Source organism: Pseudoxanthomonas spadix BD-a59 (genome assembly GCF_000233915.3).
Lineage (GTDB): Bacteria > Pseudomonadota > Gammaproteobacteria > Xanthomonadales > Xanthomonadaceae > Pseudoxanthomonas_A > Pseudoxanthomonas_A spadix.
On record NC_016147.2, the window covers coordinates 2,407,446 to 2,430,004 of the forward strand.

At 68.8% G+C, this 22,559-nt stretch carries 17 protein-coding genes and 9 tRNA genes; 7 read left to right on the forward strand and 19 right to left on the reverse strand.

Annotation, left to right across the window (positions count from 1 at the left end):
* Positions 1 to 44: 44 nt before the first annotated feature.
* Positions 45 to 134, reverse strand: a tRNA-Ser gene (locus DSC_RS10855).
* A 253-nt stretch (positions 135 to 387) separates the two neighbouring features.
* On the opposite strand from DSC_RS10855, the gene DSC_RS10860 reads away from it, so the two are divergent.
* Entirely contained in the window at positions 388 to 1,092 is a 705-nt protein-coding gene (locus DSC_RS10860; protein ID WP_014161217.1) for a PP2C family protein-serine/threonine phosphatase, read from the forward strand.
* Positions 1,093 to 1,114: 22 nt separating this feature from the next.
* Here DSC_RS10860 and dnaQ read toward each other — a convergent pair whose 3' ends face one another.
* The 3 genes from dnaQ to DSC_RS10875 all read right to left on the reverse strand — a co-directional run bounded on the left by dnaQ (position 1,115) and on the right by DSC_RS10875 (position 3,204).
* Positions 1,115 to 1,864 carry a DNA polymerase III subunit epsilon gene (gene dnaQ / locus DSC_RS10865; protein ID WP_014161218.1) on the reverse strand — a complete coding sequence of 250 codons (750 nt, stop codon included), beginning with the start codon at positions 1,862 to 1,864 and terminating at the stop codon, positions 1,115 to 1,117.
* 226 nt (positions 1,865 to 2,090) lie between these two features.
* Entirely contained in the window at positions 2,091 to 2,549 is a 459-nt protein-coding gene (gene rnhA / locus DSC_RS10870; RefSeq protein ID WP_014161219.1) for a ribonuclease HI, read from the reverse strand.
* 16 nt (positions 2,550 to 2,565) lie between these two features.
* On the reverse strand, positions 2,566 to 3,204 hold the full coding sequence (locus tag DSC_RS10875; RefSeq protein WP_014161220.1) for a class I SAM-dependent methyltransferase: 639 nt from the start codon (positions 3,202 to 3,204) through the stop codon (positions 2,566 to 2,568).
* A gap of 46 nt (positions 3,205 to 3,250) precedes the next feature.
* Here DSC_RS10875 and gloB point away from each other — a divergent pair, with 46 nt between their 5' ends.
* The gene (gene gloB, locus DSC_RS10880; protein WP_014161221.1) at positions 3,251 to 4,027 is read left to right on the forward strand and encodes a hydroxyacylglutathione hydrolase; all 777 of its coding nucleotides are present in this window, start codon (positions 3,251 to 3,253) and stop codon (positions 4,025 to 4,027) included.
* A complete protein-coding gene (locus DSC_RS10885) occupies positions 4,024 to 5,238 on the forward strand; it encodes a lytic transglycosylase domain-containing protein (protein WP_014161222.1) in 1,215 nt (404 codons plus the stop codon). Before gloB ends, DSC_RS10885 begins: the two co-directional genes overlap by 4 nt.
* Before the next feature lie 375 nt (positions 5,239 to 5,613).
* Here the strand turns inward: DSC_RS10885 and DSC_RS10890 are convergent, their stop codons facing one another.
* The 9 genes from DSC_RS10890 to tig form a co-directional block, all read right to left on the reverse strand.
* Positions 5,614 to 7,581, reverse strand: a complete 1,968-nt coding sequence (locus DSC_RS10890; RefSeq protein ID WP_014161224.1) for a SurA N-terminal domain-containing protein — start codon at positions 7,579 to 7,581, stop codon at positions 5,614 to 5,616.
* A gap of 141 nt (positions 7,582 to 7,722) precedes the next feature.
* Positions 7,723 to 7,799 (reverse strand) — tRNA-Asp (locus DSC_RS10895).
* 83 nt (positions 7,800 to 7,882) lie between these two features.
* Positions 7,883 to 7,959 (reverse strand) — tRNA-Asp (locus DSC_RS10900).
* Between the two features lie 24 nt (positions 7,960 to 7,983).
* A tRNA-Val gene (locus tag DSC_RS10905) sits at positions 7,984 to 8,058 on the reverse strand.
* 11 nt (positions 8,059 to 8,069) lie between these two features.
* Positions 8,070 to 8,486, reverse strand: coding sequence for an HU family DNA-binding protein (locus tag DSC_RS10910; protein ID WP_158308238.1), 417 nt, complete (start codon positions 8,484 to 8,486; stop codon positions 8,070 to 8,072).
* A gap of 65 nt (positions 8,487 to 8,551) precedes the next feature.
* Positions 8,552 to 10,996 (reverse strand): endopeptidase La, encoded by a 2,445-nt coding sequence (lon, locus tag DSC_RS10915; protein ID WP_014161226.1) that lies wholly within the window; start codon positions 10,994 to 10,996, stop codon positions 8,552 to 8,554.
* A 141-nt stretch (positions 10,997 to 11,137) separates the two neighbouring features.
* Positions 11,138 to 12,424 (reverse strand): ATP-dependent Clp protease ATP-binding subunit ClpX, encoded by a 1,287-nt coding sequence (gene clpX / locus DSC_RS10920; protein ID WP_014161227.1) that lies wholly within the window; start codon positions 12,422 to 12,424, stop codon positions 11,138 to 11,140.
* A 246-nt stretch (positions 12,425 to 12,670) separates the two neighbouring features.
* Positions 12,671 to 13,297 (reverse strand): ATP-dependent Clp endopeptidase proteolytic subunit ClpP, encoded by a 627-nt coding sequence (gene clpP, locus DSC_RS10925; protein WP_014161228.1) that lies wholly within the window; start codon positions 13,295 to 13,297, stop codon positions 12,671 to 12,673.
* Positions 13,298 to 13,421: 124 nt separating this feature from the next.
* Positions 13,422 to 14,714 carry a trigger factor gene (gene tig / locus DSC_RS10930; protein WP_014161229.1) on the reverse strand — a complete coding sequence of 431 codons (1,293 nt, stop codon included), beginning with the start codon at positions 14,712 to 14,714 and terminating at the stop codon, positions 13,422 to 13,424.
* A 250-nt stretch (positions 14,715 to 14,964) separates the two neighbouring features.
* Here tig and DSC_RS10935 point away from each other — a divergent pair.
* The 4 genes from DSC_RS10935 to DSC_RS10950 all read left to right on the forward strand — a co-directional run bounded on the left by DSC_RS10935 (position 14,965) and on the right by DSC_RS10950 (position 15,430).
* Positions 14,965 to 15,041: transfer RNA gene (locus tag DSC_RS10935), tRNA-Pro, on the forward strand.
* 49 nt (positions 15,042 to 15,090) lie between these two features.
* Positions 15,091 to 15,167 (forward strand) — tRNA-Arg (locus tag DSC_RS10940).
* Positions 15,168 to 15,205: 38 nt separating this feature from the next.
* Positions 15,206 to 15,282, forward strand: a tRNA-His gene (locus DSC_RS10945).
* A gap of 72 nt (positions 15,283 to 15,354) precedes the next feature.
* Positions 15,355 to 15,430: transfer RNA gene (locus DSC_RS10950), tRNA-Lys, on the forward strand.
* 107 nt (positions 15,431 to 15,537) lie between these two features.
* On the opposite strand, the gene DSC_RS10955 is transcribed toward DSC_RS10950, so the two are convergent.
* The 6 genes from DSC_RS10955 to DSC_RS10980 all read right to left on the reverse strand — a co-directional run bounded on the left by DSC_RS10955 (position 15,538) and on the right by DSC_RS10980 (position 22,550).
* Complete coding sequence (locus DSC_RS10955) at positions 15,538 to 16,314, reverse strand: Bax inhibitor-1/YccA family protein (RefSeq protein WP_014161230.1); 777 nt, start codon at positions 16,312 to 16,314, stop codon at positions 15,538 to 15,540.
* A gap of 27 nt (positions 16,315 to 16,341) precedes the next feature.
* A tRNA-Leu gene (locus tag DSC_RS10960) sits at positions 16,342 to 16,428 on the reverse strand.
* Between the two features lie 71 nt (positions 16,429 to 16,499).
* Positions 16,500 to 18,332 (reverse strand): hypothetical protein, encoded by a 1,833-nt coding sequence (locus DSC_RS10965; RefSeq protein ID WP_014161231.1) that lies wholly within the window; start codon positions 18,330 to 18,332, stop codon positions 16,500 to 16,502.
* Complete coding sequence (locus tag DSC_RS10970; RefSeq protein WP_014161232.1) at positions 18,329 to 20,494, reverse strand: hypothetical protein; 2,166 nt, start codon at positions 20,492 to 20,494, stop codon at positions 18,329 to 18,331. The genes DSC_RS10965 and DSC_RS10970 overlap by 4 nt, the downstream gene beginning before the upstream one ends.
* Complete coding sequence (locus DSC_RS10975; protein ID WP_014161233.1) at positions 20,491 to 21,657, reverse strand: BatA domain-containing protein; 1,167 nt, start codon at positions 21,655 to 21,657, stop codon at positions 20,491 to 20,493. The genes DSC_RS10970 and DSC_RS10975 overlap by 4 nt, the downstream gene beginning before the upstream one ends.
* On the reverse strand, positions 21,654 to 22,550 hold the full coding sequence (locus DSC_RS10980; protein ID WP_014161234.1) for a DUF58 domain-containing protein: 897 nt from the start codon (positions 22,548 to 22,550) through the stop codon (positions 21,654 to 21,656). The genes DSC_RS10975 and DSC_RS10980 overlap by 4 nt, the downstream gene beginning before the upstream one ends.
* Positions 22,551 to 22,559: the final 9 nt, after the last annotated feature.

Consider the following 22,559-nt stretch of genomic DNA (forward strand, 5'->3'; position numbering starts at 1 on the left):
GGGGCCTGCGCTTGCACGCAGACCCCTGTTCTCAATATCAAAACTGGCGGAGAGGGTGGGATTCGAACCCACGGTACGCTTGCACGTACGCCTGATTTCGAGTCAGGTACATTCGACCACTCTGCCACCTCTCCGGGTGTCGCACCGCCACTGAGGGCGATCCCGCGGGTCGTTACGGGGCTGGGCATGATACGGGCCACGCCAGCTGCGGACAAGCGCCGGCTATCGCCATCCCGGGTGCGCGCAACGGTCCGCTCCAACACAGGCAACCGATCACAGCATCGCGCTCGCCGCTGCCCGATCGATGCGCCGTTGCTTGTGGGCTGTCCGCTTGGACGTGATCATGCCGTTTTTCAAAGAGCGAAACAGGCCATGTTAGGGTCGCCCATGATCGAGTTTGGACACCTCAGCCATGTTGGCTTGCGGCGCGCCCTCAACGAAGACACGTACTACGGCGACAGCGAGCTGGGCCTGTGGCTGGTGGCTGACGGGATGGGCGGGCATGCCTGTGGCGAGGTCGCCAGTGCACTGGCCCGCGAGACCATCGTCCGCGAGATCCTCGCCGGCACCTCGCTCGGCCAGGCCATCCGCCTGGCCGACGAGGAAATCATCCGCAGCTCGCGCCGGCGCAACGACTCGCTGCCAATGGGTACCACGGTGGTGGCCGCGCGCGTTCAGGGCAACCGCTTCGAGGTGGCCTGGGTCGGCGACAGCCGCGCCTATCTGTGGCGCGATGGCCAGCTGGCCCAGCTCAGCCAGGACCACAGCTACGTTCAGGAATTGATTGCCCAGGGCGCGCTGACCAGCGAACAGGCCCGCTCGCATCCGCATCGCAACGTCGTCACCCAGGCGCTGGGCGTGACCGATCCCAACCAGCTCAATGTCGAGACCCTCACCGGCGAACTGCGCCCTGGCATGCAGCTGCTGTTGTGCAGCGATGGCCTGACCGAGGAAGTGGATGACCGCGACATCGCCGCGGCCCTGCGCCAGGAGGACTGCAGCGCGCAGGAAACGGTCGACACACTGATCGCCGCAGCCCTGGACGGCGGCGGCTCGGACAACGTCACCGCGATCCTGGTGCGCTGCAGCTGAGCCGTCCCGGTCCGCCTGCGGGTCAGGCGCTCGCGGCTTCTTCCACCGGCGCCGGCGGCGTCTCCACCAGGTCCCACAGGCAGCTGCCGCCGCTGTTGGAACGCAGCTTTTCCAGGCGCCTGGCGTGGGCTTCAAGCTCGCCCGGCGTGGGCAGCACGCGTGCGCGCAGGCCGAGGTTGCTGGCATCGAAGGCATGGCGCACGCTGCCGGTCGCGCTGCCGTTGTCTTCCATCGCGCCAAAGCCGATCTCTTCCTGGCCCGAGGTCAGGGCGATATAGACATCGGCCAGGATCTGCGCATCGAGCAGGCCGCCGTGCAGGTGGCGATGGGTGTTGTCCACGCCCAGGCGCCTGCACAGCGCGTCGAGCGAATTGCGCTGACCGGGGAAGCGCACCCGCGCCATGGCCAGGGTGTCGATGACCGTGCAGTGGTCGGCCAGGCGGCCATAGTGATCGCCAAGACGCGCCAGCTCGCTATCCAGAAAGCCCACGTCGAAGGCCGCGTTGTGGATGATCACCTCGGCGCCGCGGATGTACGCCAGGAACTCCTCCACCACCTCCTCGAAGCCCGGCTTGTCGGCCAGGAACTCCAGGGTCAGGCCGGTGACTTCCTGCGCGCCGGCCTCGAACTCGCAGTCCGGCTTGAGGTACCTGTGGAAGTTGCGGCCGCTGGGACGGCGCTCGATCAGCTCCACGCAGCCGATCTCGACCACGCGGTTGCCCTTCTTCCACTCCAGGCCGGTGGTTTCGGTGTCCAGGATGATCTGGCGCATGGCTTTCAGGCGTCCTTGTGCAAATTCGGGGGAAAACGAGCTGCGGGGCGTGCTCGACACCAGGGGCGTGGTCATTGTCCCAAACCCCGGGCGCCTGGCCAGGACCATCTCGAATGCGCGGTGGCGGGGTTCGTATGAGGTCGGGGTGCAGCGCCGCCAGCATCAGCGCCGCCTCGCCGTCGCTGGCAGACGCGACGTGCACGGCGCAATGCTCGCCCGGCCTGGCTCATGCCACTGGGGCCGGGGCGCCGTTGCGCACCGCGATGGCCTGATCGCGGGCCAGCAGGTCCACCCGCTCGTTGTCCGGATCGCCCGAATGCCCCTTGACCCAGCGCCAGTCGATCTGGTGGCGCAGCGTGGCCGCCTGCAGCCGCTCCCACAGCTCGCGGTTCTTGACCGCGCCGCCGCCGGCGGTCCTCCAGTTCTTGCGGATCCAGCCGGGCAGCCATTCGCTGATGCCCTGGCGCACGTACTGCGAGTCGCTGATCAGGGTGACCTGGCAGGGTTCGGTCAGGGCCTCCAGCGCCATGATGGCGGCCATCAGTTCCATGCGGTTGTTGGTGGTATGGGCTTCGCCGCCGGAGAGCTCGCGCTCGATCGCGCCGTAGCGCAGCAACGCCGCCCAGCCGCCGGGCCCGGGGTTGCCCAGGCAGGAGCCGTCGGCATGGATGGTGATCTGTTTCATGGAGTCCTGAAGCGGGTCATGCGGGAACGGCGCCGCCCTGCCATCGGGCCGGGCGCGCGGGAATGAGGGTCAGGTCGGGGCCACGCTTGCTGGCCTGCAGCAGGCAGATCGCGCGCATCATCTCCGGGCCGCGGCCGGCGGCGCTGCGCCAGGCCGGACCGAGCCATTGCGGGGGGTGTTCGCTGCAGTCCAGGCCGGCGTCCTGCAGATGCCGGCGCCAGCGCCCCGGGCCGCGGATCGACAGCCCGGTGCGCCGCCAGCGCAGCCGGTAGGGGCTGACCGGATTGAGCGCAAACAGCCACAGCCTGCCGCCTGGTTCGAGCACCCGCGCGCACTCGGCCAGCAGTGCGCGGCCGCCGTTTTCCGGCACATGCTGCAGCACCACCGCGCTGAAGCTGTCCGAGGCCAGCGGCAGCGCCGGGCCGCAGCGCAGAGGCCCGTCGAAACCGCTTGCGCTGGCCCGCAGCGCCACGTCGGCGGCGACCACCGACACGCCTGCGCCAGCGCCCGGATGCAGCCACAGCGTGGGCGCAGCGGCCCGCGCGGCCAGGATCTGGGCGATGTATACGCGCTCGGCTGCCAGCACGCGCTGGCCATCGGCGGTGCCGAACCATGCCAGCGGCTCGGGTTGACGGTTGGAGGCGGCGGCAGGCATGGTTGGGAATTGTAGAGGACACTCCCGCGTCTGCCGACCGAACTTCATGACAAGCCTTTCCGCACTGACCGCCTTCGACGACAACTACATCTGGGTGCTGACCAGCGACGAAGGCGAGGCGGTGATCGTGGACCCTGGCGATGCCGCGCCCGTCCTGGCTGCCGCCCGTGACGGCCTCAGGCCCGCCGCGATCCTGCTGACCCATCACCACGACGACCACATCGGCGGGGTGGCCGGCCTGCTGGCGCAGTGGCCGCACCTGCCGGTGATCAGCGCCGACGACGCGCGCATCACCGCCGCCACCCACAAGGTGGCTGACGGCGAGGCGTTCGAGGTGGCCGGGATGGCGTTCAGGGCCATCTTCGTCGCCGGCCACACCCGCAGCCACGTGGCCTTCCACCGCCAGGCGCCCGGGGGCGAGCTGTTCTCGGGCGATACCTTGTTCAGCCTGGGCTGCGGGCGCCTGTTCGAAGGCACCCCGGCGCAGATGCTGGCCTCGCTGGATGCCCTGTCCGCGCTGCCCGACGACACGCCGGTGTGCTGCGGCCACGAATACACCCAGTCCAATGCCGCCTTCGCCCTGACGGTGGAACCGGACAACCGGGCCCTGCAGCAGCGCACCGCACAGGTGCGAAGCCTGCGCGCCGACGGTCTTGCGACCGTCCCGGTGGACCTGGCCACCGAGCGGGCGACCAACCCGTTCCTGCGCGTGGAGGTGCCCGAAGTGGCCCGTTCGGTCGATACCTGGCTGGGCCATGCCGCCGCGGACCGGGTCGAGGCCTTCGCGGCCCTGCGCCGCTGGAAGGACGGCTTCCGCGCATGACCCGCATCACGCCGGCGCTGTGCCTGCTGGCCCTGGCCAGCGCCATGGCCACGGGGCGAGCGCAGGCCGAAGTGACCCTCGCCCCAGCCCTGGACAGCCCGGCCGCGCAGCCTGCCGCGGCGCCCGGTTCGCTGGCAACGCCGCCGGCGCTGCCGCCGGACATGCGCGACGGGGTGGAGATCTACCAGCAGTTCCGAGACGGCCTGGCCGACCCCGACTGCCAGCCGCAGGCCACCGACGCGCGATGGCAGCGCCGTTTCAGCCATGCGCCGGCGCGCCTGGCCGACCGCCGGGACGACATCCTGCCGCTGTTCGGCTATGTGGTCGGCGCGATCCGCGATGCCGGGCTGCCGACCGAGTTTGCGCTGATCCCGTTCGTGGAAAGCGGCTACCGCCCGGCCGCCAGCAACCGCGCCGGTCCGGCCGGACTGTGGCAGTTCGTCCCGCTGACCGCGCGCAACCACGGTGTGCGCGTGCGCCGCGGCTACGACGGGCGCCTGTCGCCGGTGGACTCGACCCAGGCCGCGATGCGCTACCTCAAGACCTTGCATGGCATGTTCGGCGGCAACTGGCGGCTGGCGGTGATGGCCTACAACGCCGGCGAGAACCGCGTGCTGCAGGCCGTGCGCAGGGGCGGCACCGGCACGGCAGACGCGCACCCATCGCGGCTGCCTGGGCTCTCGCGCGCCACCTACACCTATGTGCAGAAGCTGCACGCCCTGGCCTGCAGCCTGGAGCAGGCCGGCGAGCGTCCCGACTGGCTGGCCAGCCTGGACCGTCCGGTACCCCGCCTGCAGCCGCTGCAACTGCCGTCCGATTTTGGCGACCTCTCGTCCTGGGCGCTGCGCGAAGGCCACGACGCTGACCAGCTGGCCGGCCTGAACCCTGCGCTGGCCCCACTGCACAGCGCCCCGGCCGGCGGTCCGCTGTGGGTGTTGGCACCGGCCGCCGAAGGCGCCAGCCTTCCGATCGGCGCCGCCGACCTGATCGCGTCCAACGACGATCCCGCGCCGCTGCCCACCGGCAGCAGCGACGAGGATCGCGACCGGGACCTGGCCACCTCCTACACCGTGGCACGCGGCGACACGCTCTGGTCCATCGCCAGGCGCCATGGCACGCGCACCGCGCAGCTGCAGCGCTGGAACAAGCTGGGCCCGCGCAGCACGCTCAAGCCGGGCATGGTGCTGCAGTTGGTCGAACCGGCGCCCTGACGGCCGCGTCCCCAAAGCCTGGCTGCATGTGCGATGGCACATCTGTCTGGGCTGATCCACCCCGGCAGCAAGGCGCCCCGATAGAGGTCTCTGCACGGCAGGCGCGCGCCGACTGCCGGTATCGCCTCGAACCGTTCCAGCCTGGGGCATCGCCGAAGCGACCTCTGGCGACGGCGCCGAACGTGCTGGTCCATGCGATCGGCTTCCCGTGCTCGACCTGGCCACCGCCATCACCGGCGACATCTCCTGCCTCGGCGCCGGCTACAACATCGGCGGGCATGACCGCCATCGGCGCCGACTGGGCAGGATGGTCATGGGTCCCGAAGAAGAACCACCCCGTCCCGGTGCGGTTCTTCTTCGGGCCACGGCCTGCGATTAGAGCCGGTCTTCGTGCACGTCCACCTTGAACTGCTTGCGCGTGCGGGTCACGTAATCCTGCACGTCGGCGCTGGCGTAGACCTGGGCCAACTGCTGGCGGAACTGCTCGCGCTGGGTTTCGGGCATCTTGCTCGCGTCGCCCGGATTGATCTTGTCCACGGTGAACACCACCAGGGTGCCGTCTTCCAGCTTGACCTTGCCCACGGCGACCTTGCCCTTGGCCGGCGCCGGCAGGGCGAACAGCGCGGCATTGCCCTTCTGCGAGGGCAGTGGCGCACCGCGCGGCAGGGCCGGGATCTGCACGGACTGCAAGGTCTCCGCGTCGGCGATGGCCTTGAGCCCCTCGCCCTTGTTGACGCGCGCCACGATCGCATCGGCCCGGGCCGCGGCGGCCTTTTCGGCGCGGTCGGCCCGCACCGCGGCGATGACCTGTTCCTTCACCGCTTGCAGCGGCTGGTCCTGCGCCGGGCTGTGGTCGGTGACGCGCACGATGAGGCTGTGCGTGTCGTCGATCTTGATCAGCGGGCTGGCGGTGCGATCGGCGACCTGCTGTTCGTCGAACACGTTGCGCAGCACCGCCGGATTGGCCAGCAGGCCCGGTGCGGTCCGCGCCGAGAACGGGCCGGCCTTCTGCACCTGCAGCCCGGCCGCCTGCGCGGCGGCGGCGAGCGAGTCGGGATTGTCCAGCGTGGCGCTGACCAGCTTGCCGGCGATGTCGTTGTAGTGGCGGGTTGCCGCTTCCCTGTTGGCTTCATTGGCCAGCTGTTCGCGGACCTCTTCGAACGACTTGCCAGCCTGGCCCTTGATCTGGTTCAACCTGATCACGTGATAGCCGAACTCGGTCCTGATCGGGCCGACCACATCGCCGGGTTTGGCGATGGCAAACAGCGCATCCTCGAACGGACCGACCATCGTTCCGCGGCTGACCCAGCCCAGCTCGCCGCCATTGGCAGCCGAGCCGGGATCCTTGGAATGGGCCCTGGCCAGCGCGGCAAAGTCGGCCCCTGGCGCCCTGGCCTGCTCGGCCAGCCTGGCGGCCTGCGCCTCGGCCGCCTGCTGCGCGGCCGCATCGGCGCCTGCCGCCAGCGGGATCAGGATGTGCGAGGCCAGGCGCTGCTCGGTGGAGAAACGACCCTTGTCGGCTTCGTAGCGCTTGCGCAGTTCAGCCTCGTCCACCGCCGGCGGCGGCAGCTTGCTGGCATCGACCTCCACGTATTCGACGCTGACCTGCTCGGGCTTGCGAAAATCGCTGCGGTGCGCCTGGTACCAAGCCTGGGCCTGGGCATCGGTGACCGGCGCGGTGTCCGGCGCCGGGCGCGGCAGCATGGCCAGGGTGACATCGCGGGTTTCGAAGATGGCGCTGACGACCTGTTCGAACTCCTTGTCGGTGACGAATTCGGCCTGGGCCAGGCCCTGCGGCACCAGTGCGATGGTCATGTCCTCGCGCAGTCGCTGCTGGTAGGTCGTCGGTGTCAGGCCTTGCTGGCGCAACAGCGCCGAATAGGTGGCGCCGTCGAACTTGCCGTTGACCTGGAAGCTCGGATCCGCGGCAATCGCCTCGCGCAACGCTTCGTCGCTCACCGCCACACCACTGCGTCTGGCGGCCAGTTCAACCACCTTGCGATCGATCAGGTCCTCGAGCACCTTGCGCTTGTTGTCGATCGCATCGAACTGGCGCGCATCGAACGCCTCGCCCTGCTGCGCCTGCTGGCTCTGACGCTCGTTGCGCAGGGCCATCTGGAAATCCTGCACGCTGATGTCCTCGTGCTGCCAGGCCATCGACACCGGCCACCATGCCGGCGCCGAGGTCCACCAGCGAGGCGGCGCCTTGACCGTGGCCACCGAGGTGGCCGGGCCGCCGCTCATGTATTCGTTCACGCCTACGAAGGCGAACGGAATGATCAACAGGCCCATCACCACGGTGGCGATCCAGCCTGAAGTCTTTTCGCGAAGTGTCTGCAGCATCGAGTCGTTGGGTCTGGTTCGGCAAGCCGCGCAGTTTAGCGCAGGTTCCACGCCCGATTCGATGCCGGTGCTGCGTACGGCACATGACGGCAATGCTAAAAAAAACGCCCGCCGGCAGGGCCGACGGGCGTCTTGAACAATTGGCGGAGTGGACGGGACTCGAACCCGCGACCTCCGGCGTGACAGGCCAGCATTCTAACCGACTGAACTACCACTCCGCATTTTGGAACACGTTGCAAAACTTGTGCTTTCTCCGTTGGGGGAAAGCAAAGCCCCTGATTTCTCAGGGGCTTGGTGACACTGGCGGAGCGGACGGGACTCGAACCCGCGACCTCCGGCGTGACAGGCCAGCATTCTAACCGACTGAACTACCGCTCCGCACTGAACCGTTGCGCTGGTGCATGGTGGGTGCTGAGGGTTTCGAACCCCCGACCCTCTCCGTGTAAAGGAGACGCTCTACCGCTGAGCTAAGCACCCTAGCGAGCAAATTAGTTTACGGCGTCCTTCAGGGCTTTACCAGCCTTGAATGCAGGATTCTTCGAGGCAGCGATGTCGATGTTCTCGCCGGTTTTCGGGTTGCGGCCGGTACGCGCAGCGCGGCCGCGCACCTGGAAGGTGCCGAAGCCCACGATGGTGACCGAGTCACCGCCCTTGAGGGCCTCGGTGATGCTGGCGATGACGGCGTCGACGGCGCGGGTGGAATCAGCCTTGCTCAGGTCGGAACGGCCGGCAACGGCCTCGATCAATTCGGCTTTGTTCATTGAATAACTCCGTGTGCGGTCTGCAACCGCTGAATGAGTGACCGGCCCGGGGCTTGCGCCACTTCGGGCCGGCTGGATCCCGCACACGGCACCTTGGCAAGTGCCCGCGGGGGTGCGGCTTTTATACCAGCCACACCCCCGCATCGCAACCAAAAACCCAATAACGGCGCGGGTTTCAGCGTTTTTTGGGGTTCATGAACCTCACCCGATCAATGTTTGACATCAGGCTGAGTGGCGGTCTTGGAAGATTTGGGCACGGCCACTTTCTTGCCACCGTCCCCCTCGCCCACCGGCCCGACCGGACGCTCCAGCGCCAGGTCCAGCACCTCATCGATCCACTTGACCGGGACGATCTTCATGCCCTTGGTGACGGCCTCGGGGATCTCAGCCAGGTCCTTGCGATTCTCCTCGGGAATGATCACGGTGGTGATGCCGCCGCGCATGGCCGCCAGCAGCTTTTCCTTCAGGCCGCCGATGGCCGAGACGCGACCACGCAAGGTGATTTCGCCGGTCATCGCCACCTCTGCCTTGACCGGGTTGCGGGTCAGGGTCGAGACCAGTGCGGTGACCATCGCGATACCGGCGCTGGGACCATCCTTGGGGGTGGCACCATCGGGGACGTGCAGGTGCACGTCCTGCTTCTGCAGGAAGTTGGTGTCGATGCCCAGGCTCTCGGCGCGCGCGCGCACCACCGACAGCGCGGCCGATGCCGATTCCTTCATCACATCGCCCAGCTGCCCGGTCAGGGTCATGCCGCCCTTGCCCGGGACCAGGGTGACTTCGATCTGCAGCAGGTCACCGCCGACTTCGGTCCAGGCCAGGCCGGTGACCAGGCCGATCTCGTTGGCTTCCTCGGCACGGCCGTAGTCGAAGCGACGCACGCCCTGGTACTTCTCCAGGTTCTTCTCGCTCACGACCACGCGCGCAGCGCCGTTCCTGCCCTTCTTCCTTTCCGGCTGCGGACCGGCCAGGGCGATCTCCTTGACGACCTTGCGGCAGATCTTGGCGATCTCGCGTTCCAGGTTGCGCACCCCCGATTCGCGCGTGTAGTAGCGCACGATGTCGCGCACCGCGCTTTCCTCGATCTTCAGCTCATCGGGCTTGAGCCCGTTGGCCTTGAGCTGCTTGGGAACCAGATACCGCTGGGCGATGTTGAGCTTTTCCTCCTCGGTGTAGCCGGGAATGCGGATGACTTCCATGCGGTCCAGCAGCGGGCCGGGGATGTTGAGCGAGTTGGAGGTCGCCACGAACATCACGTCGGACAGGTCCAGGTCCACTTCCAGGTAGTGGTCGTTGAAGGTGTGGTTCTGCTCGGGGTCCAGCACTTCCAGCAGCGCCGAGGACGGATCGCCGCGGAAGTCCATCGACATCTTGTCGATCTCATCCAGCACGAACAGCGGGTTGCGGGTACCGACCTTGTTGAGGTTCTGCACGATCCGCCCCGGCATCGAACCGACATAGGTACGGCGATGGCCACGGATCTCGGCCTCGTCGCGCACCCCGCCCAGCGACATGCGCACGAACTTGCGGTTGGTCGCCTTGGCGATGGACTGGCCCAGTGAGGTCTTGCCCACGCCGGGCGGGCCGACCAGGCACAGGATCGGGCCCTTCATCTGCTTGACCCGCGACTGCACCGCCAGGTACTCCAGGATGCGTTCCTTGACCTTTTCCAGACCGTAATGGTCGGCATCCAGGGTTTCCTGGGCGGCCTTGAGGTCCTTGCGCACCTTGCTGCGCTTGTTCCACGGCACGCCCAGCAGCCAGTCCAGGTAGTTGCGCACCACCGCGGCCTCGGCCGACATCGGCGACATCTGCTTGAGCTTGTTGAGCTCGTTCTTCGCCTTGGTCTCCACCGGCTTGGGCATGCCCGCCCCGGCGATCTTGCGCGCAAGGTCCTCCAGTTCGTTGGGCGCATCGTCCATCTCGCCCAGCTCCTTCTGGATGGCCTTCATCTGCTCGTTGAGGTAGTACTCGCGCTGGCTTTTTTCCATCTGCGACTTGACCCGGCCGCGGATGCGCTTTTCCAGCTGCTGGACGTCGATCTCGCCGTCGACCAGGCCCACCAGCAGCTCCAGGCGCTCGCCCACGGGAATGGTTTCCAGCAGCTTCTGCTTGTCGCTCAGGCGCACGCCCAGGTGTGCGGCGATGGTATCGGCCAGACGGCCTGGCTCATCGATGCCCGACAGGGTCTGCAGCAGTTCCGGCGGCAGCTTGCGGTTGGTCTTGACGTACTGCTCGAACAGGCTCATCAGCGAGCGCGCCACCGCCTCGATCTCGCGCGATTCGGCGGCCTCGTCCACGTCGATTTCCTCACCCTGGCCGTACAGCGCGTTCTCGCGGTCGACAATGTCGGTCACGTTGACGCGCGAGACACCTTCCACCAGCACCTTGATGGTGCCGTCGGGCAACTTCAGCAGCTGCAGGACCTGGGCCAGCGTGCCGATCTGGTAGAGGTCGGCGGAGGCGGGATCGTCGGTCTCGGCCGACTTCTGCGCGACCAGCAGGATGCGCTTGTCGGCCACCATTGCCTGCTCGAGCGCGCGCATCGACTTGTCGCGGCCGACAAACAGCGGGATGACCATGTGCGGGAAGACGACCACGTCGCGCAGGGGCAGGACGGGCAGGTTCAGGATCTGGGGTTCGGAACGGGCCATGGGGGGCTCCAGGAAGCGTACGGGAGGGCAAATCTTCTGGACACCAGATGATGTCGCAAGAACGCCAATGGCCCCGTTATGGGGCCATTGGCGGGGCGATGCAAGCAGGAAACTGAACCTCTCGCGATCAGGATCCTGTCCTCATTCGGCCGAGGCGACCTTCGGCGGTGCAGGCGGATTCTGGTAGATCAGGTAGGGCTCGGACTTGTGCTCGATCACCGACTCGTCCACCACCACCTTGCCGACGTTTTCCAGCGACGGCAGGTCATACATGGTGTCCAGCAGCACCGCCTCGACGATGGTGCGCAGGCCACGGGCACCGGTCTTGCGCTTGAGCGCCTTCCTGGCGATGGCCGACAGCGCGTCGGGACGGAATTCCAGCTCCACCCCTTCCATGTCGAACAGGCGCTTGAACTGCTTGGTGATGGCGTTCCTGGGCTCGGTCAGGATCCTGATCAGGGCCGGCTCGTCCAGCTCCTCCAGCGTTGCCACCACCGGCAGGCGACCGACGAACTCGGGAATCAGGCCGAACTTGATCAGGTCCTCGGGCTCGACCTCGGACAACACCTTGCCGATTTCCGGCTTCTTGGCCGAGGACTTCACCTTGGCGCCGAAGCCAATGCCGCTCTGCTCGGTGGACCGGGCCTGGATGATCTTGTCCAGCCCGGCGAACGCACCACCGCAGATGAACAGGATGTTCCTGGTGTCCACCTGCAGGAATTCCTGCTGCGGATGCTTGCGCCCGCCCTGCGGCGGGACGCTGGCCACGGTGCCTTCAATCAGCTTCAGCAGGGCCTGCTGTACGCCTTCACCGGAGACATCGCGGGTGATCGAGGGGTTTTCGCTCTTGCGCGAGATCTTGTCGATCTCGTCGATGTAGACGATGCCCTGCTGGGCCTTGTCCACGTCGTAGTCGCACTTCTGCAGCAGCTTCTGGATGATGTTTTCCACGTCCTCGCCCACATAGCCGGCCTCGGTCAGCGTGGTGGCATCGGCAATGGTGAACGGCACGTTCAGCAGGCGTGCGAGGGTCTCGGCCAGCAGCGTCTTGCCCGACCCGGTGGGGCCGACCAGCAGGATGTTGGACTTGGCCAGTTCGACGTCGTCGCTCTTCTGCCGGCTCTCGATGCGCTTGTAGTGGTTGTAGACGGCCACCGCGAGGGTGCGCTTGGCGCGCTGCTGGCCGATCACGTACTGGTCGAGCACCTCGAGGATCTCGCGCGGCTTGGGCAGCGAACTGCGCGCCGACTGCGCTTTTTCCTCGAGTTCCTCACGGATGATGTCGTTGCACAGCTCCACGCACTCATCGCAGATGAACACGCTTGGCCCTGCGATCAGCTTGCGGACCTCGTGCTGGCTTTTGCCGCAGAACGAGCAGTACAGGATCTTGTTACTGTCGCCCGAACGGCCTTGGCGGTCTTCGCTCATGCTTGTTTTACCCACTCACTGCGGCCCCCGCGGGGGCATTCGATTTCGAGAATAACACCGGTTCGGCGCCGATGGCGCCCAGCCGCCGGGACGCTGGAGGATGACAGCGGAACGCTGGCCAGCAACCATGCACGCGCCCGGCGGACAAGCACCTGGACGCCGGTCACGCCTGAACCACAGCGCGCCTGGACGTTGCCGCCCGGCGCCTGCACGCCGGCGGGACCGACCGCAGCCGCCCCGCCACGTTCAGGCCGACTGGATCGACTCGTCCGGACGGCGCTCGAGCACCTCATCCACCAGGCCGTAGGCCTTGGAGTCGAACGCGCTCTTGAAGTTGTCGCGCTCGGTATCACGGGCGATGGTTTCCAGCGTCTGCCCGGTGTGCCTGGCCAGGATCTCGTTGAGCTTGTGGCGCAGGGTCAGGATTTCACGGGCGTGGATGTCGATGTCGGTGGCCTGGCCCTGGAAGCCGCCCAGAGGCTGGTGGATCATCACCCGCGAGTTGGGCAGCGCGTAACGCTTGCCGGCCGCGCCGGCGGCCAGCAGCAGCGCACCCATCGAGGCGGCCTGGCCGATGCAGATGGTGCTCACGTCCGGCTTGATGTACTGCATGGTGTCGTAGATGGCCATGCCGGCGGTGACCACGCCGCCGGGCGAGTTGATGTACAGGCTGATGTCCTTCTCGGGGTTTTCGGCCTCCAGGAACAGCATCTGCGCCACGATCACGTTGGCCACATGGTCATCGACGCCGCCCACCAGGAAGATGACCCGTTCCTTGAGCAGGCGGGAGTAGATGTCGTAGGCGCGCTCGCCGCGGCTGGTCTGCTCGACCACCATCGGAACGAGGTTCAAGGCCTTGGTCTGGTTATCCATGGAATGAGGCACCTTTTTTGTTGTTGGATCCGCACCGAAAGTGCGTGGTAATGCGCTGGATCCCGCCTCATCTCACTGGTCCGGCCCCGTGGCGGGACCGGAGCGATGGCGAAACCATACGCCGTTATTGCCGGATGGCGTCCTGGAAGGACAGTGCCTGTTCCTGGTGCTGGGCGCGCTCGGCGATCCAGTCGATCACCTGCTCCTCCATCACGCGGGACTGCAGCCCGGACATCATCTGGGGATCGTTGCGGTACAACTCAATGACCTGCTCGGGCTCTTCATAGGTCGAGGCGATCAGGCGCAGGGTGTCCTGCACGCGCTTGGGGTCCAGGCGCAACTGGTTGCGGCGGGCGACCTCGCCCACCAGCAGCCCGACCAGCACGCGCTTGCGGGCGGCATCCATGAACGCCTGGTGCGCACCTTCCGGCGGCTGAACATCCTGGCCCTGGCGCCGGGCCTGGTCGACCTGCTGGGCCAGCATGGCGCGGGCTTCATTCTCGACCAGGCGCTCGGGCATCTCCACCGATGCGTAGGCGGCGATCAGCTGCTCGCCCACTTCGCGGCGCAGACGATTGGCCAGCGCGCCCTTGAGCTCACGCTCCAGGTTGATGCGGATGTCGGCGCGGAACTGGCCTTCGTCCCCGGTCTTGACGCCGAAGCTCTTGATGAAGTCCTTGTCCACCGGCGGCAACACCGGCTCGGACACCTCGGTGACCTTCAGGTGCACCTGGGCACGCTGGCCAGCCAGTTGCGGCACGCGCCAGGTGGCCGGGAAATCGACGGTGATTTCCTTCTCCTCGCCCTTGGTCATGCCGACCAGGGCCTGCTCGATCCCGGCGAACATCACGCCCGAACCGATCAGGGTGGCGCCGGTCTCGATGCCCTCGGCGGGCAGACGCGCCTCGCCGGCCTGCGACCAGGTTTCCAGGGTCACCCGGTCGCCCTCGGCGGCGGCGCGCTCGACCGGCTGGAAGGCGCGCCGCTGCAGGCGCAGGTTCTCGATCATCTGGTCGACGTCGGCGTCGGTCACTTCGGCGGTGTGACGGACGACGCTGAGCCCGGACACGTCGATGTCGCCAAAGTCCGGCACCACTTCAAAGGTGGCCACCCACTCCAGCTCGCCCTCGCCGACCGGCTCCAGGCGCGGGGTGCCGGCCAGTTGCAGGGCCTGCTCGCGCACGGCCGAATCGAAGGTCTCGCGCAGCAGGCCATCCAGGGCCTCGGCGCGGACCTGCTTGCCGAAACGCTGCTCGATCACCTTGGGCGGCACCTTGCCGGGGCGGAAGCCCTTGATCCGCACGGTGCGGCTGAGCTCGCGCAGGCGGCCACCGATGTGGCTGTCCAGGCGTTCGGCCGGCAGCGAGAAACTCATGCGGCGCTCGAGGCTGCCGGTCGATTCGACGGAAACGTTCATGTCACTGGCTCCTGCAACCGCGGCGCTCGAGGCCGCGGGTCATCGTTGAGAAAGGGATTGGCTTGCGTGCGGGGCGTCCAGAAGCCGCCTTCACCCTTGCCGAACGCGCTAGTTTGGCCGATCAGCCACGGTTTGACCACTGAAGCGACGGTTTTCGTTGACAGTTCGACCCGCGATCCAGACAATACCCATCCTTTCCGGCGCCAGCCGTCGGCAAGGACCGGCGACCTGCCGGCCCGCTCAAGGTTTCCGGGGTATAGCGCAGTCTGGTAGCGCGCCTGCTTTGGGAGCAGGATGTCGGGGGTTCGAATCCCTCTACCCCGACCATCGATCGCAGTGGGCCAGACAGGTCAGGTCCGGGTGCAGTTCCAGCCGGGCGCCCGTAGCTCAACTGGATAGAGCACCGGCCTTCTAAGCCGGCGGTTACAGGTTCGATTCCTGTCGGGCGCGCCAATCCAGTGGCGGCAAGGCTGGTGTAGTGCGGTTCACTGGTGGCTGTAGCTCAGTTGGTTAGAGTACTGGATTGTGATTCCAGATGTCGGGGGTTCGAGTCCCCTCAGCCACCCCAATCCGCGTAGATTTGCCCCAAATGGGGTTTGCAAATCCGAAGCCCTCGCGTACACTGCGCGACCAGTTTTCGGGGCCGTTAGCTCAGTTGGTAGAGCAGTTGACTCTTAATCAATAGGTCCAAGGTTCGAATCCTTGACGGCCCACCAAACAAAAAGGCACCCAGCGATGGGTGCCTTTTTTATGCTTGAATCGGTGCCGCATGCCGACGCCGGAGCTCGCCTGCGCCGTGCATCCGGCGCAGGCGGCAGCTTCTTCAGTTGCGCGACTGCAGCTTGGACAGCAGGCGCAGGAACTCGATGTACAGCCACACCAGCGTGACCATCAGGCCGAAGGCGCCATACCACTCCATGTACTTGGGTGCGCCCTGCTCGATTCCATTCTCGATGAAGTCAAAATCCAGCACCAGATTGAGCGCGGCAATGACCACCACGAACAGGCTGAAGCCGATGCCGACCAGGCCGGATTCATGGATGAAGGGGATATTCACATTGAAGAAGCCCAGGATCATCGTCGCCAGGTAGACCAGGAAGATGCCGCCGGTCGCCGCCGCCACCCCCAGCTTGAAGTTCTCGGTGGCGCGGATCAGACCGCTGCGGTAGGCGAACAGCAGCGCGAACAGCGTGCCGAAGGTCAGCAGCACAGCCTGAAACACGATGCCGTTGAAGCGGAACTCGTACATGGCCGAGATCGAGCCCAGGAAAAAGCCCTCCACCAGCGCATACAGCGGCGCCGTGATCGGCGCCCAGGTCTTCTTGAAAATGGTGATCAACGCCAGGATGAAGCCGCCGATGGCGCCGCCGATCATGTAACCGGCCACGCCCTGGGCGATCGCCGCCTGGCCGTCGGCGCCGGTGACGATGGACTGGCTCCAGGCAAAGGCCGCGGTAAGCACCGTGAGCAGCAACAGCAAGCCGGTCTTGTTGACGGTTCCGCTGAGGGTCATGGCGCCCGCGTCGCGTGCGACCACCGCGCCGGAGCTCAGGTCGAGGAAGGTGGACTGCTTGAGAGCAGGATTGCCGCTACGAACCATGGATGTGTCCCGTCGTTGTTGAGATGCTGGTGCGAAAGGCGGGACTCGAACCCGCACGAACTTGCGTCCGCTGGAACCTAAATCCAGTGCGTCTACCAGTTCCGCCACTCTCGCAAGGTGAGCCATTCTAGCCGGCTGGATGCCGGACCGCGATGAGGGCCGCCCGGCTTGCAGGCGCCGGAGCGCTAGCGTGCAGCAGGATCTGGAAGGTGCAGGCGGGCGCGCTCCAGCCACCACAGCGCCGCCGCGCAGGCCAGCAGGCCCAGCAGCCACGGCCAGGCACGCCCGCGCCTGGCCGGCACCGTCTCCGCCGGGGGCCGGGAGCCGGCGGCGCCCGCAAACATCGCCAGTTGCCGGGTCGCCAGCGCCTGTCCGGCGGCCTTCAAGGCCCGTCCTTGCGCTGCCTGATGGACGTGGAAGGGCTGGGTGCCGCCTGCGTGGGCCAACTGGTGCCAACCAGGTTGGCGTGGCCAATAGCCGGCGCAGTGACCGGCCCGCGGGTCCGGGACCAGGGAGGTCGGCTGGCCATCGGGCGCGGTCACCTGCGCAGGACCGGTCAGGCCGCACAGGGTGATGCGCTCGCCCGGCCAGGCATGGGCGTCGACGGTCGCCAGAGTCTGGCCAGGGCGGGCCAGGATCGCCAGCGCCCTGCTCCACATCTGCGCATGCAGGTCCGGATGCCCGGCCAGGACCAGGCGGAAGCTGTCCAGTGGCGTCCACAGGCCGACGCGACCGCGGCCGTGGGCGCGCCAGGCCGCAAGCAGCTGGCCGCCCTGGGCGTTCAACAGCGGCGCCGCATCGAGCCCTGCCAGCCCGAGCTTGCGGTAGCTGACGTCCGGCGGCTTCGATGCCTGCGCCGGGGGTTGGGCAGCGCCGGGGGCAGCGCTCGCCGACGCCGTGACTTCGCCCAGGTCCGGGCGCGGGAAGACCACCGCGGCCGTGCCGGTCTCGCGCCCGGCCTGTCGCAGCTGGAAGCCGAGCCTGCGCAGGTCCGCGCGCAGCGCGGCATCCGGTGCGGTGTCGGCGCGCAGCAGCACACCCAGACCGCCGCGGACTGCTTCCAGCAAGGCCTGCCGCTGCCCGGCGCCCAACCCGGACCATGCGCGGGCGTCGAGGATCACCACGTCCAGCTGGCCCAGGTCGGCGGCCGTGAGCGAAGCCGGACCGGACCGCAGCTGCACGCCGCCGCCGATGCCGATGCGCGCATCGGCCTGCATGCCGGCGTCGGCGATCCAGCGCCGCAGGTATTTCAGTTCCGGGCCCGCAGCGCCGGCCAGGACCAGCACGCGCGGCGGCCGGGTCTGCGCGATCCACACCGGCACCGCCAGCTGCTCGACCCGACCCCCGGCCGCATCCAGCAGCTGCAGCGAAAACTGCACCGTCCCGGGCACGCGTACGCTGCCGGCCAGCTGGAATCGGCCCGAAGCCGGCAGGCTCTGCGCGTCCACACGCAGCCCGGCCGGATCGCGCAGCTCCACCCGCCCCCCTGGCACGCCATTGGCACGTCCGTGCACCGCGAACGCGCCACCGGCAGGCACCTGCGCCGGGCTGGCCAGCTGCACGATGCCGCGCGGGAGATCGGCGGCGACAAAATCCACCGGCAGCGCGCCGGCCGCGTCCTGGTCGCGCCCGACCAGCCCGGCGCCGACCACACGCAGGCCGCTGGTGCCGGGGCGCTGACGCAGGGCGGTGGCCAGGTCGGGAACGCGCACGGCCGACGGCAGCGGCGGCGCCTCCGGCAGGGCAACCAGGCTGCCGCCGGCGCTGCGGCGAAGTTGGCTTTCCGTGGCGTCTGCCGTGGCCACCACCAGCGTGTCAGCCTTCCCGGGAAGCGGCGGCGGCAGCATCGTCAGGTACAGCAGCCCGGCAAGCGCTGGCTGTCCGATCAGCTGCAGGACCAGGCGCCAGCGTGGTCCGCGCGCTTCGGCGGCCAGGCGCCGCTGCCGCCACAGCAGGCGCGCGATCGCCAGCAGCGTGGCGATGCCCAGGATCACGGCCACCGAGGTTGCAGGATTCATGGCCGCGCCTCGCGCGCCGCTTCGAGCGCGTCCAGGTAGCGCTGCCCGACCTGATCGGCGGGCGGCCGCCGCTGCACCTGCGCCGATGGGCGCGCCAGCGCGGCCCACAGCAACGCCCGCAGGTGCCCCCGGCAGGCTGCGCAGGCAGGTTCATTGCGGACCCGGTCAAGCGCTGCGGCGAAGGCGAGCGGGTCCTCGACCTCCATCGGGTGATCGCCCAGCCAGCGCTGCAGCTGCTGCAGCAGGTCCGCATCGGCGGTGGCGCCCGGATGGTCGCCCAGCGCCTGCCAGGCGCGCACCGGGGCCGGATCCGGCACGGTCGCCGCCGAGACCTTGATCTGGGCGGGGCTCAGGCCGGTGCGGTCGCCACGCAGGCGGCGGCCGGGATCGATCGGCGGCAGCTCCGTCCCGACGCGCGCCAGGTACACGCGTTCTGCCTGCTGCACCTGCTTGATCAATTCCAGCGCCTTGTACGCGAAGGGCAGCGCCAGCTCCGGCTGGCCCTGGCGCAGGTGCAGCTCCGACTGCCACATCTGGTCCAGCGCGGCCTTCAGGGTGGCGCGTGTCTGCGGGTCCAGCAGCGTGGCCGCCTCGGCCTGGTCGTGGGTGTGGCCAAACTCGGCCAGCACATCGGCCTGGCGACCAAGGCCGGCCGCGGGTGCGGCCGGTTCGCTGGCGTGATCGTCGTGCGCCTGCCGGTCGGAGGCAGCCGCCGTGGCGGGCGCGGAACTGTCGGCCGTGGCGGAGGTCGGCGCCGGGGGCGGCTTGGGCGCACCTTCGGCCTCCTCCCCCAGGAATTGCCCGTAGCGCAGCCGCAGGATGCGCTGGTCCACGCCAATCGCGTCCGAGCGCGTGACGAAGCCCTGCGCCGGCAGTCGCCGCTTCTGCTCCAGCAGTGCCTGGGCATCGATGATGATCTGGCGCTGGCTGCGGAAGTAGGCCGGCAGCGCCTTCTTGACGATGCCGTCCAGCCCGCCCGCCTGGCTGCCAAGGTCCGGGGGCCAGCGCAGGATCAGGCTGGCGCTGCGTGCCTGCTGCGGGACGGGGTGGCGGTTGTCGCGCACGATCAGCTGCACGATCAGGTCATCACCCACTGCCATGCCCAGCGCGAGCGGATCAAGCGTCCGGCCGAAGCGCCGGGCGCTGGCCGGGCCGCTGCCGGTCAGGGTCAGCAAGCTCTCCCTGAAGGCGATGTTCTCGCCACTGCCCTGGGCCAGGACCACGCGCAATTGGGCGGCGGCAGCCACGCCGTAGTCGTCGTGCACGGCGAACGCCAGCGGCCATCGCGTCTGCCCTTCCTGCAGCAGGGTCAGGCTTTGCTCGGGCTGCAGCACGCGCACCTGCGGCGGGCGATCGGCGATCGCGTCCAGCCGATGGGCCCGGCGCTGCTGCAGCGGCGGCGCGTCTTGGAGCGCGATCCGGTACAGCACCGAGTGCTGCAGGACATGGCTGCCGCGCCAGTCCTCACCCTCGCGCCGCAACGCCACCCGGCGCCCATCGTGGAACACCAGCGCTGCGCCGCGCGGCTGCGGAGCGAAGCGCAGCGTCCATTGCAGTTGCGTCCCCACCGCAGCGCGGGCATCCAGCGCTGGAGTCTCGCGCGCAGCCTGCCCGGTGTAGGCCGGTGGGCGCAGCTGCAGGCGCTGGGCGCTGATGACCGTGAACCCGGCAGGTTGTGCGCGCGGCGATTGCACCGTTGCCGGGCGGACCGTGGCCGCCGGCCGCGCCGGCCACCACACCAACGCCGCGCCCGCCGCCGCAGCCAACAGCAACGACGCCAGCAGCCGTGGCCAGCGCCACGGCAGCGCCAGCCGGGGTGCAGACGCGCACAGCCGTTGCTGCAGCCGTGCCTGCTGCAGACGCTGCAGCGGCGTCAGGCCCTGCGGCAGGGCGAACAGCAGATCGGCGCTGTCCTCCATGTCCGCGCGCGCGTCGAGCCGACCAACCACCCACGCCCGGTCCAACGATCTGCTCGCCGAAGCGGCCGCCACGGCCATCACGACGATCGCGATGGCCAGGACCGCCAGCGCCGCCGCCGCGCCGGCCAGTCGCCAGGTCAGCGCACAGGCCACCGCCGCCCACGGCGCCAGCAGGACCAGCCATTCCAGCAAGCGCTGGGTGCGTGCGCGTTGCCACGCCTTGTGCAGGACCCCGGTGCTCATGCAGCCACCTTCCGGCGCGGCGAGGTGGCCAGCCAGCGCTCGCACAGGAACAGCAAGGCGATGGCCAGCTGCAGCCAGGGCTGCAGCTGGCGCGGGCTTGGCGCCCACGCCGGCGCACCGGCCTGCGGGGCATGGTCGGGAGCAAGGCCGCGGGAAGGCGGCGGCGGTGGCCGCTCCAGCAGCGCTCGCAGCCGCTGCGGGAAATCGGCCTGGAGCAGCTGCGGCATCTGCGCCGGCGCCAGCGCGCGGGTGAAGCGCAGCACTCGGCCCTGGCCGTGGGCCACCCCTTCCACCAGCGCCTCGCCGCGGTCATCGCTCCACAGCGGCAACATCGGCGACTGGGGGGGCCAGGGGCTGCGCGCGTCGAGCAGGGCGGTGCCGCCCGCCGCGACCCACCGCTGCGCCGCCGACGGCAGCGGCTCCGGCGCCAGCCACACCAGGGTCTGGGCCGCGCCCAGTGGAGCCAACGCCTGTCCTTCGGGCGCGGTTGGCAACGGCGCTGCAGCGCCGCCGGACCACGCCACATGCGCAGCGCGCAGATAGCGCAGGGCCGGCGCGCTGTCGGCTGCATGGTGCACGACCAGCTGCGGCGCAGGCCGTGCCGCAACGGCGGCCGGTCCCGCCGCTGCGCCGGCAAGCACATGCCAGGCCACCGTGCGCGAAAGCCGCACGCGCTGCGCGTCCAGGCCGTCGAGTTGCGCCGGCGCGACCACCGTCAATGTCGCGCCCGCGGGCAGTTCGGCATCGAGCTCGCGCAGCAGGCTGGACACCGGCACCGGGCCGCGGGGTGCCGGCTCCTCCACGGCCGGGAAGCCGGGCGCCAGCCAGTGCCATCGGGCATCGGGGGCCTCCACCACCCCGCGCGCCGCCTGCACCGGCACCCCCGGCACCAGCACCACCCATGGCGTGTCGGCGGCCGCGCCGTACAGCGCCGGCCGCGCCAGCAGCAGCGCCAGCAGTGCCAGCAGTGCCAGCCGCAGCAACAACAGCGGCCATTCATCCAAGCGCACCCGGCTGCGGGGCCTGGGCCGTGCACGCAGCCAGCGCAGTGCGGCAAACGGGGTAGGACGCTGCTCGCCGCGCCGCGCCAGGTGGATCAACAACGGCAGCAGCAAGGCCGCCAATGCGGCCAGCCCCGCCGGCAGGAGCAGCACCAGGTTCATCGCGCGCCGGCTGGTGCTTGCAGCAGCTGGCGCAGCGATGCATCCAGCGGCTGGTCGAGGTAATGCACGGCCTGGCGGATGCCGGCCACCTGCAGCCGCGCTGCCAGCGCCCGTTGGGCGGCGCCGAAACGCGCCAGGTACTGGCCGCGCAACGCGGCGCCATCGCCCAGCAGTTCCTCGCCGGTTTCCGGATCGACAAAGCGGCGCCCGCCGCGGAACGGAAAGTCGCGTTCGTCGGTGGTCAATACCTGCAGGTGCAGGACCTCGCGGCGCGCGGCGGCGAGCTGTTCGGCCAGGGCGATGCCGGCTTCATCGAAGCCGTCGCCGATCATCAGCACCAGGTCGTTGGCCGCCACGCGTTCCCACAGCGGGCGCAGGCCCTGCAGCGGCGGCCAGGCCCCGCCGGCGTCCAGCGCATGCAGCTCCAGCCACAGGCGGTCACGCTGGCGGGCGCCGATGGCGGCCGGCATCAGCCGCAGGCGGTCGCCCTGGACGGCGACCATGCCGAACGCATCGTCCTGGCGCAGCGCAAGTTCGGCCACGCACGCGGCCAGGGCCTTGATCGCATCCAGCCGCGAGCCGCCGGTGCCGTCACCATCGGCCTGGCCGGCCGACGCGGTGGCGTCGAGCAGCAGCCACACTGTCAGCGGGCTTTCGCGCTCGGATTCGCGCACGAAGAAACGGTCGCTGCGCGCGTACAGCTTCCAGTCCACCTGGCGCAGCTCGTCACCCTGCTCGTAACTGCGGTACTGGGCGAATTCCATGCCGGCGCCGCGGCTGCGGCTGGCGTGCAGGCCGATGCCGCGTGCGCCGGTGGAGCGCCGCGACAACAGCTGCAGCCCGCGCAGCCGGCTGCGCACGTCCGCCGGGATCGGGTCGAAGGCCGCGCCCATTCGTGCGGC